Source organism: Brevundimonas sp., from assembly GCF_032055285.1.
Lineage (GTDB): Bacteria > Pseudomonadota > Alphaproteobacteria > Caulobacterales > Caulobacteraceae > Brevundimonas.
This window is the reverse complement of the sequence record NZ_DAMBRE010000001.1, coordinates 792,410-807,133: the sequence shown is the minus strand read 5'-3', so window position 1 is coordinate 807,133 and position 14,724 is coordinate 792,410. Positions and strand designations below refer to the sequence as shown.

General features: G+C 67.4%; 12 protein-coding genes. 2 read left to right on the top strand and 10 right to left on the bottom strand.

The genetic code is table 11. The features are described from left to right. Window positions 1–21 precede the first annotated feature (21 nt). The 7 genes from RTY13_RS04060 to RTY13_RS04030 all read right to left on the bottom strand — a co-directional run bounded on the left by RTY13_RS04060 (window position 22) and on the right by RTY13_RS04030 (window position 8,022). Window positions 22–1,719, bottom strand: coding sequence for an AAA family ATPase (locus RTY13_RS04060; RefSeq protein ID WP_312781313.1), 1,698 nt, complete (start codon window positions 1,717–1,719; stop codon window positions 22–24). Window positions 1,720–1,823: 104 nt separating this feature from the next. Next, on the bottom strand, window positions 1,824–2,180 hold the full coding sequence (locus RTY13_RS04055) for a hypothetical protein (RefSeq protein WP_312781311.1): 357 nt from the start codon (window positions 2,178–2,180) through the stop codon (window positions 1,824–1,826). A gap of 130 nt (window positions 2,181–2,310) precedes the next feature. Further along, a complete protein-coding gene (gene lpdA, locus RTY13_RS04050) occupies window positions 2,311–3,705 on the bottom strand; it encodes a dihydrolipoyl dehydrogenase (RefSeq protein ID WP_312781309.1) in 1,395 nt (464 codons plus the stop codon). Window positions 3,706–3,756: 51 nt separating this feature from the next. After that, window positions 3,757–4,044: a GIY-YIG nuclease family protein gene (locus tag RTY13_RS04045; protein ID WP_312781306.1), complete on the bottom strand. Its 288-nt coding sequence runs from the start codon at window positions 4,042–4,044 to the stop codon at window positions 3,757–3,759. Between the two features lie 69 nt (window positions 4,045–4,113). Then, on the bottom strand, window positions 4,114–5,745 hold the full coding sequence (locus RTY13_RS04040) for a 2-oxo acid dehydrogenase subunit E2 (RefSeq protein WP_312781305.1): 1,632 nt from the start codon (window positions 5,743–5,745) through the stop codon (window positions 4,114–4,116). Window position 5,746: 1 nt separating this feature from the next. Further along, entirely contained in the window at window positions 5,747–6,787 is a 1,041-nt protein-coding gene (locus RTY13_RS04035; protein WP_312781304.1) for an alpha-ketoacid dehydrogenase subunit beta, read from the bottom strand. A 2-nt stretch (window positions 6,788–6,789) separates the two neighbouring features. Further along, window positions 6,790–8,022: a 3-methyl-2-oxobutanoate dehydrogenase (2-methylpropanoyl-transferring) subunit alpha gene (locus RTY13_RS04030; RefSeq protein ID WP_312781303.1), complete on the bottom strand. Its 1,233-nt coding sequence runs from the start codon at window positions 8,020–8,022 to the stop codon at window positions 6,790–6,792. A gap of 145 nt (window positions 8,023–8,167) precedes the next feature. Here RTY13_RS04030 and RTY13_RS04025 point away from each other — a divergent pair, with 145 nt between their 5' ends. Then, window positions 8,168–8,656, top strand: coding sequence for an Lrp/AsnC family transcriptional regulator (locus tag RTY13_RS04025; RefSeq protein ID WP_114817542.1), 489 nt, complete (start codon window positions 8,168–8,170; stop codon window positions 8,654–8,656). Between the two features lie 49 nt (window positions 8,657–8,705). Here RTY13_RS04025 and RTY13_RS04020 read toward each other — a convergent pair whose 3' ends face one another. The 3 genes from RTY13_RS04020 to RTY13_RS04010 all read right to left on the bottom strand — a co-directional run bounded on the left by RTY13_RS04020 (window position 8,706) and on the right by RTY13_RS04010 (window position 11,707). Then, complete coding sequence (locus RTY13_RS04020; RefSeq protein WP_312781299.1) at window positions 8,706–10,331, bottom strand: methyl-accepting chemotaxis protein; 1,626 nt, start codon at window positions 10,329–10,331, stop codon at window positions 8,706–8,708. 11 nt (window positions 10,332–10,342) lie between these two features. Further along, entirely contained in the window at window positions 10,343–10,666 is a 324-nt protein-coding gene (locus RTY13_RS04015) for a hypothetical protein (RefSeq protein ID WP_312781298.1), read from the bottom strand. An 81-nt stretch (window positions 10,667–10,747) separates the two neighbouring features. Then, window positions 10,748–11,707, bottom strand: coding sequence for an alpha/beta hydrolase (locus tag RTY13_RS04010; protein WP_312781297.1), 960 nt, complete (start codon window positions 11,705–11,707; stop codon window positions 10,748–10,750). A 264-nt stretch (window positions 11,708–11,971) separates the two neighbouring features. Between RTY13_RS04010 and RTY13_RS04005 the strand changes: the two genes are divergently transcribed. Continuing rightward, window positions 11,972–14,698 (top strand): ATP-dependent DNA helicase, encoded by a 2,727-nt coding sequence (locus tag RTY13_RS04005; RefSeq protein ID WP_312781788.1) that lies wholly within the window; start codon window positions 11,972–11,974, stop codon window positions 14,696–14,698. Window positions 14,699–14,724 lie beyond the last annotated feature (26 nt).

The following is a 14,724-nucleotide window of genomic DNA, read 5'->3' as shown; positions in this document are numbered from 1 at the left end:
CGAGGCTTATGCCCGTCCGCGCTAGGACATCCTCGCAACGTCCTCGAGCGTCTCGAATGGCGACTTCCAGTTGGCTATGGCGTCCAAAAGCGAGGCTAGCGGTGTCTCGGAAAATGACCCGTTAGCCTCGTGTGCATCGATCATATTCATGGCGTTTAGGACTTTGTGCTTGCCGCGTGCCTCGTAGCCATGCGCGCCTTCAAAGTCCTTGCCAAACACGAACCCTAAGGCGATCACGCCATCGCTCCGAGCGGCGGCTATCTCATTCCAGATAGCTTCGTTACGGTCCCAGCCGGCTTGATCCGAGGCGCGATCACCGTGCGTCACGTCTAGATCATGGACGGCGATATACCGCTTGCCGAAATCGCGAAGGACTTTCTGCACCGCGGGCAAACTTGGCTTTCCGCCGCAATCTACAATGTGGACATCAAGGTCATGTTCGCTCAGGCCCTTCGATGCCAACGCATGGGTCAGCGCTGCAAACTCCGTCTCTCCCTCGACTAGAACGACCTTGTTCGCGAATAGACATTCGGCGACGAGGGGGTTGAGCTGATAGATCAACTTGAGCGCGTCCCTCCGCTCCTTGGGCACATTGCTTGTTTCGGACTGGTGGATCACGCTTCCGTTTTCGGTGCGTTCCACCAGCGCGACGGTCTGTTTTGGGCGCGAAAAATCGACCATTACCGGCGAGTGACTGCAGGCCATTACCTGAACCCCATCCTGAGCGGCGAGTTCATAAAGCAGCCCTCGCATGCGGCGTACGGCCGTCGGGCTTAAGAAGAGTTCTGGTTCTTCAATTTGTAGAAGGGTGTGTCCGACAGCTTCTTCGGGCGCTCCTTTTGCTTTGGCGCGTCTAGTAGCGGCAGCTAATTCTGGAACCAGAATGTTGAGCGCGCTGAGAAGGAATGCGCGTTGCGAGCCTTGCCCGTGGCGAGCAACGCTGAGTGCGGGGCTATCGGACAGCGTCAGCTCAATTTCAGCCTGCTTCTCCAGTAGCGGACCAATACCTTTGTCTGATGGAGGGTTGCGGATTTGAACGCCTAGCCCTGGGAAGACGTTGGCAGCAACGACTGAAACTCGGCCAGCTATGCCGGTAATATACTGGTCTTGCTCGATTTCGAGAGAAAGCGCGTGCAGAGCAGATTCAATGATTTTGACGTTTTCTGAGCCTGCAATGTGGCGTTGAATGATCTCCTTGAAGAGCTTTTCGAACTGGCCCTTGAGTTCGTCGGCGGCCATGTGCGGTGCCAAGTGGATCGGCTCGGGTAGGCGATTTTGGAGGATTGAATCGAAGCCTCCAAACCCGCCTTCAACCCACGCGTCTCTGCCCCAATCATAGCTGAGCTTGACCGCCTTTTGGGTTGGCGTCGCCCAAACTTTTCGGACCTTTGCTACGCGACCGTCTGAGTACCACTTGCCCGTCTTGTCATTGGCTAGGTCGTCTTCTTCTCCGGCTTGGAAGCGTAGCTCCATGATGATGGGGTGGCTGGTTTCACATCGGAAGAAATCCTCCCGAGCGGGTGCGAATCCGGACGAACGGAAGTCTCGATATGCTTGCAGAAGGCTAGTCTTTCCGCCGTTATTTTCCCCGACCACCACTATGATGTCGTTGGACATATCCAACCAATGGAAGTCCAAATTTGGATCGGATGGATGAGTGGCGGTGCCTGTTCGGCAAAATCCGCGATAATTTGAGATGCCTAGCTGAAGCAATTTCATGATCGTTCCCCCATTGGAGAACGCTACTCCACCGCCCGCTCCTGCCACAATCATAGATGGCGTATGAGCGGTGCTCTCGCTCGGCTGTAGGGTGTTAAGTTGCCTCACCCCAAGATGGGCATCACCTCCACCCCGTCGCAGGGGAAGGGGTTCATGTGCGGGTGGTTCTCGAACAGGCGGGCGGCCGCCTCGTGGCTGTCGGCGCGGACGACCATGAAGACGGTCAGCAGGTTGACCATGTCCGTCACTTCGCCGTCGTCGCCGATGCGCTTGGTCGGGCCCAGCGGGCCGCCCTGAAAGACGATGGAGTCGCGGTGCGCCGCCTCCCACTCGGCGACGGCGGCCACGCCGAGGCGGGCCGTCTCGGCCTGCTGGGCCTCGCTCATGGCGCGCCAGGCCCGCCATTTGGGGCCGGTCTTGTCGCTGGTGAAGACGGCCAGGTAATGGGTCTCGGCGCTCATCGAAGCCTCCCGTTTGCGGGAGGGTCGCCCCTTTGCGCGTGCCGGGCAAGCGGCGCCGGGCAGGGTGTTCGACGCGGCCCGCTCAACTGCGCTCAGGCAGCGAGCGACCGCGTCGCGAGCGATAGCGCCCTCAGATGTGAATGGCGTGGCCGAGCGCCCGCAGGGACGCCTCGTGGAAGGCTTCGCCCAGGGTCGGGTGGACGTGGATGGTTCCGGCCACGTCTTCCAGCACGGCGCCCATTTCCAGCATCTGGGCGAAGCTGTTGGACAGTTCCGAGACGTGCTGGCCGACGGCCTGGATGCCGAGGATGCGGTGGTCGGTCTTCGACGCGATGACGCGGACGAAGCCGCCGTCCTCGCCCGCCTCGATGGCCAGGGCGCGGCCGATGGCGGCGAAGGGGAAGACGGCCTGGATCACGTCGTCGCGGCCCTTGGCGTCGTCGACGCCGAGGCCCGCCGAGACGATCTCCGGCTCGGTGAAGCAGACGGCGGCGATGGTGACGGGGTCGAAGACGCGGTCATGGCCGGCGATGATCTCGGCGACCACCTCGCCTTGGGCCGAGCCCTTGTGCGCCAGCATGGGTTCGCCGGTCAGGTCGCCGACGGCCCAGACGTTCTTCATGCTGGTGGCGCAGCGCTTGTCGATCTTCACGAACGGGCCGTCCATGGCCACGCCCATGGTCTCCAGACCCCAGCCTTGGGTGCGCGGACGACGGCCGACGGTGACCAGCACCTTGTCGGCATCCAGCTGCATCGGATTGCCGTCCTTGTCGGTGACGTTCAGCTTGCCGTCCCCGAAGCCGCCCGCGCGGGCGCCAAGCAGCAGCTGCACGCCGTGCTTTTCCAGCCACTTGGCGACCGGGTCGGTCAGGGCCTTGTCGTAGAGCGGCAGGATGCGCTCGGCCATCTCGACGATGGCGACTTCGGCGCCCAGCTTGCGGAAGGCTATGCCCAGCTCCAGACCGATATAGCCGCCGCCGACGACGACCAGCTTCCTGGGCACTTCCGGCAGGCTCAGGGCTTCGGTCGAGGAAATGACGTCGCCGCCGAAGGGCAGGAAGGGCAGCTCGACCGGCTCGGACCCCGTGGCCAGGATGACGTGCTCGGCGGTGATGCGGATGTCGCCGTCGTCGGTTTTGACGATGCAGGTCTTGGCGTCCGAGAACTCGGCCCAGCCCTTGATGACCTTGACCTTGGCCTTCTTCAGCAGGGCGGCGACGCCGGCGTTCAGCTTGCTGACGATGCCGTCCTTCCACGCGACCGTCTTGGACAGGTCGATGGCCGGAGCCGAGGCGGTGATGCCCAGGGTGCCGTCGCCGGCGGCCTTGGCCACCGTCTCATACTTGCCCGCCGCGTGGATGATGGCCTTGGACGGGATGCAGCCGACGTTCAGGCAGGTGCCGCCGAGACCCTTTGATGCGTCCACCAGCACGGTCTCCAGCCCCAGCTGGCCGCAACGGATCCCCGCCACATAGCCGCCGGTCCCGGCACCGATGATCAGGACTTTGGTTTTCAGGGTCTGCATGATCCGAACAACTTCCGCTCATCCCCGCGGAGGCGGGGACCCAGGTTTTGGCTAGGCGTTCAACGTCTCGACGAGATCGCGCCAGCCGGGGTTCATTTCTTCAATCAGCCGCAGTTTCCACTGACGGTTCCACTTCTTGATCTGCCGCTCCCGTCGGAACGCCGCCTCGCGGGTTTCGTGGGCCTCGAACCAGACCAGCCGTTTTACGCCGTGCTCGGCGGTGAACTTTGACCCCGCCCCTTCCTTGTGCTGCCAGGCGCGCAGACCGATGTCGTCCGTCGAGCCCGTATAGAGCGTCCCATTCCGTCGGCTGGCCATGATGTAGGTGAAAAAGGCCAAGGGCGGGGTCCGAAGCTAAAGCCTGGGTCCCCGCCTCCGCGGGGATGAGCGGAAGGAAGGTGCTGGGTCTTAGTTCATCCAGAGCGTGGCCGGGTTCTCCAGCAGGCCCTTGATGCGCTGCACGAAGACCGCTGCGTCGTGGCCGTCGACGATGCGGTGATCGAAGCTGGAGGACAGGTTCATCATCTTGCGCACGACCATCTGGCCGTCCTTGACCACCACGCGTTCGGCGATCTTGTTCGGACCGACGATGGCGACCTCGGGGTGGTTGATGATCGGCGTGTGAACCACGCCGCCCAGGGTCCCCAGCGAGGTGATGGTGATGGTCGAGCCGGACAGCTCCTCGCGCTTGGCCGAGCCGTCCTTGGCCGCGCCCGAGACGCGGGCGATTTCCAGGGCGGTGGCGTAGGGGTCCAGCGCCTCGGCGTGGCGGACGACGGGCACCATCAGGCCGTTCGGCGTCTGGGCGGCGATGCCCAGATGGACCGGGGCGTGCTGGGTCAGGACGCCGGCCTCGTCGTCATAGGTGGCGTTGATCTGCGGCTGGTCGCGCAGGGCCACGACGATGGCGCGGGCGATGAAGGGCAGGACGTTCAGCTTGGGCTGGTCCTTGGCCTTGGTGGCGTTCAGGTGGGCGCGCAGCTCTTCCACCGCCGTCATGTCGATTTCCTCGACATAGGTGATGTGCGGGATGCGACGCACGCTCTCGGCCATCTTCTCCGCGATCTTGCGGCGCAGGCCTATGATCTTGACCTCGGTGGTCCCTTCGGCGCGGGCGTAGGTCGAGGACGTGGAACCGCCAGCGGCGGCGGGCAGGCTGCCGCCGCGTGCGACATAGGCGTCGAGGTCGGCGTGCTCGATGCGGCCGGCGGGGCCGCTGCCCGGCACGAAGACCAGGTCGACGCCCAGATCACGGGCGCGGTTGCGCACGGCGGGCGAGGCCAGGGCGCGCTCGCCCGGCTGACGGCCGGTCAGGGCGTGGACGGGCTTGGCGTCGGCCTTGGGCGTAGCGGCGGCTTTGGCGACCGGCGCAGGCGCGGCCTTTTCGGCCTTGGCGGCGACGGGGGTGGGGGCGGCGGCGACATTGCCCTTGCCCTCGACCTTGAAGCTGACCAGCGGCCCGCCGACGGGGACCTGCTGGCCTGCCTCGCCGTGCAGGGCGACGACCACGCCGTTGATCGGGCTGGTGATCTCGACCGTGGCCTTGTCGGTCATGATGTCGGCGAGGATCTGATCTTCCTCGACGGCGTCGCCGACCTTGACGTGCCAGCCGACCAGTTCGGCCTCGGCGGTGCCTTCGCCCACGTCGGGCAGCTTGAAGACGTAGTTGGCGCCGGCGGCGGCCGCCGGGGCGCTGACCGGGGCGGCCTCCACCTTCGGCGCTTCAACGGCGACCGGAGCGGGTTCGGATTTGGCGGCCACAGGCGCCGGGGTCGGCTCGTCGGAGGCATTGCCCGCGCCCTCGACCTCGAACTCGACCAGGGGGCCGCGCACCGGCACCATCTCTCCGGCCTGACCGTGGATGGCCAGAACCTTGCCGCTGACCGGGGCGGTGATTTCCACCGTGGCCTTGTCGGTCATGACGTCGGCGACGATCTGGTCTTCCTCGACCATGTCGCCGACTGCGACGTGCCAGGCGACCAGTTCGGCCTCGGCGGTGCCTTCGCCCACGTCGGGCAGCTTGAAGACGAAACGACCCATCTTAACGAGCCTTTCCTGCTGTTTGGCCAGACATGACGGCTTTCAGGGCGTCGGCCACGCGTTGCGGGCCGGGGAAGTATTCCCACTCGAAGGCGTGCGGGTAGGGGGTGTCCCAGCCGGTCACGCGCGCGATGGGGGCTTCCAGATGATAGAAGCAGCGCTCCTGAACCAGGGCCGACAGCTCGCCGCCGAAGCCCGAGGTCTTGGGCGCTTCATGCACGATGACGCAGCGGCCGGTCTTCTTGACCGAGGCCTCGATGGTCTCAATGTCCAGCGGCACCAGGCTGCGCAGGTCGATGACTTCGGCGTCCACGCCGGCGTGCTCGGCGCCGGCCAGGGCGACCCAGACCATGCTGCCATAGGCCAGGATGGTCACGTCCGAGCCTTCGCGCATGACGCGGGCCTTGCCGATCGGCTCGACATATTTGCCGGTCGGGACCTGGGCCAGCTCCTGCGTCTTCCACGGGCTGACCGGCTTCTCGTGCCAGCCGTCGAAGGGGCCGTTGTACAGGCGCTTGGGCTCGAAGAAGACGACGGGATCGTCGTCCTCGATGGCGGCGGTCAGCAGGCCCTTGGCGTCATAGGGGTTGGACGGAATGACGACCTTCAGGCCCGCGATGTGGGTGAACAGGCTTTCGGGCGACTGGCTGTGCGTCTGGCCGCCGAAGATGCCGCCGCCGTAGGGGCTGCGGATGGTGAGCGGCGAGGTGAACTGGCCGCCCGAGCGGTAGCGCATCTTGGCCGCTTCCGAGACGATCTGGTCGTAGGCCGGATAGATGTAGTCGGCGAACTGGATCTCGACGACCGGGCGCAGGCCGTAGGCGGCCATGCCGATGGCCGTGCCGACGATGCCGGTTTCCGAGATGGGGGCGTCGAAGCTGCGGGTCAGGCCGTGCTTCTGCTGCAACTGGTCGGTGACGCGGAAGACGCCGCCGAAGTAGCCGGCGTCCTCGCCGAACGACAGGACGTTGGGGTCCTCCGCCATCTTGGTGTCGATGGCCGAGTTGAGGGCCTGGATCATGTTCATGGGGGCAGTGGTCATGGTCAGACTCCGACCTCGCGACGTTGCTCGACCAGACGCCAGTCTTCGGTCGCATAGACCTCTTCGAACATGGTCTTCACGCTGGGGCGCGACTGACCCAGGGTGCCGATGGCTTCGGATTCCTTGGCGGCGGCGCGGACCTGTTCGACCGCGTCCTTTTCCGCCGCTTCATGCTGCTCGTCCGACCATTCGCCGATAACGATCAGGTGCTGCTTCAGGCGTTCGAGCGGGTCGCCCAGCGGCCACTTCTCGTGTTCGTCGCCGGGGCGGTAGCGGCTGGGGTCGTCCGAGGTCGAGTGCGGGGCGCCGCGATAGGTGAACAGTTCGATCACCGTCGCGCCCTGATTGGTGCGCGCGCGCTCCTCGGCCCACTGGGTCGCGGCCCAGACGGCCAGGAAGTCGTTGCCGTCGACCCGCAGGGCCGGCAGGCCGTAGCCGATGGCCTTGGAGGCGAAGGTGGTCTCAAGCCCGCCGGCGATGCCCTGGAAGGAGCTGATGGCCCACTGGTTGTTGACGATGTTCAGGATGACCGGTGCGCGATAGACGGAGGCGAAGGTCAGGGCCGAGTGGAAGTCGCTCTCGGCGGTCGAGCCGTCGCCGATCCAGCTGATGGCGATCTTGTCGTCGCCCTTGGCGGCGCTGGCCATGGCCCAGCCCACGGCCTGGACGTACTGGGTGCCCAGGTTGCCCGAGATGGTGAAGAAGCCGTAGTCCTTGGCCGAATACATGATCGGCAGCTGGCGGCCTTTGATCGGGTCGGCGGCGTTCGAGTAGATCTGGTTCATCATCGACGCGAGCGGATAGCCGCGCGAGATCAGCAGGCCCTGCTGGCGATAGGTGGGGAAGCCCATGTCCTCGCGGCTCAGGATCATGCCCTGGGCGACCGCGATGGCCTCCTCGCCGGTGCACTTCATATAGAAGCTGGTCTTGCCCTGGCGGTGAGCGCGGTGCATCCGGTCGTCGAAGGCGCGGGTCAGGATCATGGCCTTCAGGCCGCGACGCATCGTCTCGGGGTCCAGCTTGGGATCCCAGGGTCCGACGGCCTGGCCTTCGTCGTCCAGAACGCGCACCAGCTGGAAGGCGTGGTCGCGCATGTCATAGGGCGTGGTCGACACTTCGGGGCGGGTCACGGCGCCGGCGGCGTCCAGCTTCAGGTGGCTGAAATCAGGCGCATCGCCCGGACGACCCGAGGGCTCCGGCACGCGCAGCGACAGGGTGGGGGTGTTCTTCATCATGCGTCCCGTCCGGTTGATCCGTCCGCGTTTCCTCTATGAAGAGGGCATAGCATGGCGCGTCTCTGTTGGCCTTCCTAAAAATACCCTTGCCAAATGCCGATTTGGGGTATTTTATTGCGTGAAATCCCCTTTTGGAGAAACGCCTTTGGCTGATGAACTTGATCCTATCGACGCCCGCATCCTCGACATCCTGCAGCAGGACGCCGGATTGTCGGTCGCCGAGGTCGCCGATCGCGTCGGCCTGTCGGCCTCGCCGTGCTGGCGCCGGATCAAGAGACTGGAGGATAGCGGCCTGATACGCAAGCGGGTCACGCTTCTGGACGCCGGCCTGCTGGGTCTCGACTTCGAAGTCTACGCCATCGTCAAGCTGAGCCTGCCGTCGCGCGAGAACCTCGACATCTTCGAATCCGCCGTCGCAACCTGGCCGGAAGTGGTGCAGTGCGCCACCATCACGGGCCGCGAAGACTATGTCCTGCGCATCATCACCTCGGACATGCACGCCTTTGACCAGTTCCTGCGCGACAAGCTGCTGACGCTCGGCATCGTCTCGGACTGCGCCAGCCACATCGTCACGCGCGGCGTCAAGAACGTGACCACCCTGCCGCTGGGCATCATCACGCCGCACGTCAGCTAAGAGCCAATCGCTTTCCTCCCCACTCAGTGGGGAGGAAAGCTGTGTCCTGTCAGGCTGTTCTGACCGATCGGCTGGGCAGGCGCACCAGATTGCTCGCCGTCTCTCCCGCACCCTGCACTCGGAATCGACCGACCAGTTGCGTCAGGTCCGAGGCCTCCTGGTTCAAGCCCTGGCTGGCGGTGGTGGACTCTTGAGCCATGGCGGCGTTCTGCTGGGTCAGCTGGTCCATCTGGTTGATGGCGTCGTTGACCTGGGCCAGGCCCGCCGCCTGCTCGCGCGCTGAGGCGGTGATGTCTCCCATCAGGGCGTTGATCTCCATCACCCGCGCCGCGAACCCAGCCAAGGCCTCGCCCGTCTGGCCGACCAGGGCGACCCCGCCCGTGACCTGACGGCTGGAGGCCGAGATCAGCGTCTTGATCTCCTTGGCGGCCTCGGCGGAGCGCTGGGCCAGGGCCCGAACCTCTGACGCCACCACGGCGAAGCCGCGCCCCGCGTCGCCCGCCCGCGCCGCCTCGACCCCGGCGTTCAGGGCCAGCAGATTGGTCTGGAACGCGATCTCGTCGATGACGCCGATGATGTTGCCGATCTGAGTCGAGGACTGTTCGATCTCGCCCATGGCGAGGATGGCGCGCGACACCACCTCGCCGCTGCGTTCGGCCTCGTCATGGGCGGTGCGCACGACCAGACCGGCCTGATCCGCGCCCTCGGCGGATTGGCGCACGGTGGCTGTGATCTGATCCAGGGCCGCAGCCGTCTCCTCCAGGCTGGCGGCCTGGCGCTCGGTGCGCTGCGCCAGGGTCACGGCTGCCGTCGCGACCTGGCCGGCCCCGTCCCACATGGAGGTCGCCACGGCGCCCAGGCTGGTCATCGCCGCCTGCAGTTCGGCCATCGCCCCGTTGAAGTCAGCCTTTAGTCGGCCATAGTCGTCGGGGAAGGCCGCTTCGATGCGATAGGTCAGGTCGCCCTCGGCCAGGGCCGACAGCCCCCGGCCGGTCTCCTCGACGACCAGGGCCTGAACGGCGCGGATCTCGCGGTCGCGCTCAGCGGCGCGCAGGCGTTCTGCGTCGGCCTCGCGCCGGGCGGCCTCGGCGGCCTGATTGGCGGCCACGGCCTCGGCCATGACGGCCTCGGACTCGCGTCGCGCCCTGTCCGAGGTCTCGAACATCCGCACCACGCTGGCTGCGACCCAGATCAGCACCGCCGCTTCGACCAGCAGGACCCCGGCGTGCAGCCCGACCCGGCCCAGGCTGGCCGATCCGGGAAAGACCGCTTCCGGGAGGAAATAGGAAAAGGCCAGATGGTGAACCGCCACGGTCGCCGTCGCCGCCAGGATCACCCGCCAGTCGCAAAAGATGATCAGCACCGCCAGCAGGGCGAAATAGGCCATATGCAGGTCGGTCTGCCACGTATGTCCGCGCACCGAGGCCACCACCAGCGACATCTGCGCCATCAGCAGGACCCCGGACAGAATCCGCCCCAGGTCCCGCTCACCGCTGACCTTCCACAAGATGGTCAGGGCCAGAGCCAAAATCACGGCGGGCGTCAGGGACGCCAGCAGGTCGCCCCCGGTCACGCCCGACAGGATGCCGACGGCCAGGGCCAGAAGCCAGGTGATGGCCAGGACGACCAGAGCGCCCGCGTGCTGCTGGCTTTGCAGGTTTTCAGCCTGGAACATGACGGTCGTCTTCAGGAAAAATCAGCGCCGCAGAGCACTGCGGCTTCAGGGTCAAGGATCAGCCAGGCGCCCGCGCGCCTCAGCCGTTGCGGCAGGTCGGTTCCGCCATGAACCACGGCGATGGCTCCGACGCCGCCATAGGCGCTGATGGCGCCGGTCTCGCCTACGGCGTCGTCCATCCGCTGGCGGCTCCACCAGGGCGGAAAGACCGCGGCGACCTGAAAGGGATGGGCGGGGCGCGTCATCGCCCATGCCGCTGGCGCAAGCGTCGCGGCGATCGTGGCGATCACCACGCTGACGATGACGACAGGGTTCGACTGGCCGGAGCCGCGCATTTCAACACCATCAGGTTGGCCCCCAACCGCGGCGCTTCCTAAGGCCCATCCGTGTGCAGACGATTAACGCCTCCGCGCGCCTCAAAGCCCCCGCAGAAACTCCGCCAGCGCGACATTCACCTCGTCGGCCCGTTCCTGCTGCAGCCAATGCCCCGCCCCCGGCAGGACGACCTGCCCGCGCAGGTCGGTGAGCCAGTCCTTCTGCGCCGCCTCATGCGGGCCGGCGTAGTGGCGGACGGGGTCGCGGTCGCCGACGAGGAAGAACGAAGGCTGCAGGATTTTCTGGCCCTGCAGGAAGGCGGTCAGGGTCCAGTTGCGGTCGAGGCAGCGATACCAGTCCAGCGGTCCCTTGAAGCCTGAGGCGGCGAAGGCGGCGACGTATTCGGCGAAGTGCGCCTGACTCATCCACGGCGGCAGGGTGGCCTGGTCGGAAATGCTGTCTAGCAGGCTGACGCCCTCGGGCATGAAGCCGGTCGACTGATCCGTCGGGACGGTGGCGCCGTCATAGGCCCAGAACATCTTCCTCAAAGCCGTCGCCGGATCGGCGTCCAGCTCGACGTGGGCCTCGGGCGACTGGAAGCGGTTGATGTAGAGGTCGCCCAGACCCGCCCGTCTGGTGATGGCCGCCATCGCCGCGGTCGGCGGTCCCTTGGGCCGGCGCGGTTGGAAGGGCACGGACAGGCCCGCCACGGCCCGGAAGACGTCGGGGCGCATCAGGGCGCAGTGCCAGGCCACCGCCGAACCCCAGTCGTGGCCGACGACCACGGCCTGCGTCTCCCCCAACGCCCGCACCAGATCGACCATGTCCCCGACCAGATGCAGGAGGGTGTGATCCTCCGCATCGGCGGGTCTGTCGGTCCCGCCGTAGCCGCGCATGTCGGGGGCGACCGCGTGGAAACCCGCTTCAGCCAGAGCCTGAACCTGGGCCCGCCAGCTGATCCCCAGCTCGGGAAAGCCGTGCAGCAGCAGGACCAGAGGGCCCTGTCCCGCCTCCAGCACCTGTTGCGTCAGGCCGTCGGTCGCGATGCGGCGGGTCTGCATGGGCGGTCCTCCTTTTGAAGCGAGCCTATCGCGTTTTTGGTCTCTGGCGAGCGCGTTCCCGTTCCGTTTCGCGGCGCGGGGCGCTATGGATCGGGGGTGACCGACGTCTCCGCCCCTGCCAACGTCAAGCCTGCGACCGCGTTCGCGGCGGACCTGCCGCCCGCCCTGGCCACCCCGCCGGGCTCGGGGGCGGTGTGCGACGTGGCGGGCGCCAAAAAGATCGGGCGCGGCGCGGCGGAAGGGGTCTTTCTCGGCGGCGCCGTCATGGTCGCCCACGCCAGCCTGACCGCGCGCCGTCTGGGCCTCAGCCCACCGCCGCGTTCGACCGGCATGCTGGACGTGCTGGAGCTCTACGCCTTTGTGCGGCCCGCGAAATTCTGCGCCCCCTCGCCGACGGGCCTGGCCCTGGCCATGGGGCGCACCGAGCCCCGGGGGGCCGAGGCTCAGGCCCAGGCCCTGCGCGACGCCGCCGTCGACCTGCTGAACGAACTGGCCGATCCCGCCTATCCGGGGCGCGAGGACGCCTTCACCCTGGCCGGGACGCTGGACCGAGCGGGCTGGTCGTGGGGCGCGCGGGTGCTGGCGGCGCTTCAGGCCGGACCCCTGCGCGACCGGCGCGAGCGCGGCACGGGTCTGGACGTCTGGTCGCGGCTGGCTGAGTGGGAGGACGAGGCCCCGCGCGGCGAGGCCGGGTCCGCGCCGGTGGATTCTGAGAGCGCCCGCATCCGTCTGGACAAGCTGTTGCAGGCCTCGGGTCTGGACGAGACGCGCCCTGCCCAGTCCGACTACGCCGCCGAGGCCGCCTACGCCTTTTCGCCGCGCAACGAGGAGGGGCGTCCGCGCGTCCTTCTGGCCGAGGCCGGCACCGGCACGGGCAAGACCCTGGGCTATCTGGCCCCCGCCAGCCTCTGGGCCGAGCGCAATTCGGGGGCGGCCTGGGTCTCGACCTACACCCGGGCCCTGCAACGCCAGATCGACCGCGAAAGCCGCGCCCTGTGGCCCGACGAGGCCGAGCGCCGCAAGAAGACGGTGGTGCGCAAGGGCCGTGAAAACTACCTCTGCCTGCTGAACCTGCAGGACATGATGCAGGCGGCGCAACTGGGCAATGGCGACCTGATCGGCATGGGGCTGGCCGCGCGCTGGGCCGCGCACAGCCGCGACGGCGACATGACCGGCGGCGACTATCCCGGCTGGCTGCCCGGCCTGTTCGTGGCGGCCCCCAGCCATCAGGCCAGCCCGGCCAACCTGGTCGACCGGCGCGGCGAGTGCGTCCACGCCGCCTGTCCGCATTACCGGCTCTGCTTCGTCGAAAAGACCATCCGCGCCAGCCGCCGGGCCGATCTGGTCGTGGCCAACCACGCCCTGGTCATGACCCAGGCCGCCTTCGACGGCGCCCGTTCGGCGCGCGGTCTGAAGCAGGACGGCGAGACGGCGGCGCTGAAGCGCATCGTCTTCGACGAGGGGCACCACCTGTTCGACGCCGCCGACAGCGCCTTCTCCGCCGCCCTGTCGGGTCAGGAAGCCGCCGAGCTGCGTCGCTGGATCCGAGGGCCAGAGGGACGTGGCCGTCGCGGGCGCGGGCTGGAACAGCGGCTGGGCGACCTGTGCGCCGACAACGAGGCCGCCGCCAAGGCCTTGAAGGACGCCATGATCGCCGCCGCCGCCCTGCCGGGCGAGGGCGCATCGGGCCGCATCGCCCCGGCGTCGGGCGAGATCAACCCCATCGGCCCGATCGAGGCCTTTCTGGTGGCCGCCCTGGAACAGCTGCGCGCGCGCAGTCAGGAAAGCGGCGGGACCGAGTTCGGCATGGAGTGCGCCCTGCGCCCGGCCACCGAGCCGGTGCTGGAGGCCGCCCGCGCCGCCGCCCGCGCCATCGCCGCCGTCGAGGCGCCCCTGCTGGCCCTGTCGCGCCACCTTGAGGACATCCTGGACGAGGAGGCCGCCGAGCTGGACGGCGCCGCCCGCGCCCGCATCGAAGGGGCCCTGCGCGGCATGGACCGGCGCGCGCGCATGACCCTGCCGGGCTGGCGCTCCATGCTGGCGGCGCTGGAAGAGGGCGGCGACGAACCCGATCCCGACTTTGTCGACTGGCTCAGCGCCGAGGCCGCATTCGGCCGCATCCATGACGTGGCTCTGCGCCGTCACTGGATCGACCCGACCGTGCCGCTGGAAGCCGCCGTCGTCATGCCCGCCCACGGGGTGCTGGTGACCAGCGCCACCCTGTCGGACCCGGCGGCTGAGGATCCGTTTCAGTTGGCGCGGATGCGCACCGGCGCGGCGCGCCTGATCGAACCGGCGCGGACGCTGAAGGTGGACAGCCCCTTCGACTACGCCGCCAACAGCCGGATCATCGTCGTCAACGACCTGATGAAGGACGATCCGCGCCAGATCGCGGCGGCCATGCGCGAACTGTTTCTGGCGGCGGGCGGCGGAGGGCTGGGCCTGTTCACCGCCATCCGTCGGCTGAAGACCGTCTATGAGCGGCTGGGGCCGGATCTGGCCAAGGCGGGCGTCCCCCTCTACGCCCAGCACGTCGATCCGCTGGAGGTCGGGGCTCTGGTGGACGTCTTCCGCGCCGAACAGGACAGCTGCCTGCTGGGCACCGACGCCGTGCGGGACGGGGTGGATGTGCCGGGGCGGTCCCTGCGCGTCCTCGCCTTCGACCGCGTGCCCTGGCCGCGCCCCGACCTGCTGCACAAGGCCCGGCGCGAGCGCTTCGGCGGCAAGACCTACGACGATGCCCTGGCGCGCGGCCGCATCGCGCAAGCGTTCGGGCGGTTGATCCGTCGGGCCGACGACAGGGGGGTCTTCCTCATGCTGGACGCCGCTTGTCCGACCCGGCTGTTCGCGGGCTTGCCGCCCGGAACAGAAGTCCAGCGCATGGGCCTGGCCGAGGCGGTGGAGCTGACCAAGAGCTTCCTCTCTCTTTCGTCATCCTCCGGCGAGCGGAGCGAGACCGGGGGACCCAGCGGCGCCGAAGGCGATGCCTGATACGGCCGTCGCGCGTGGCTCTTGGC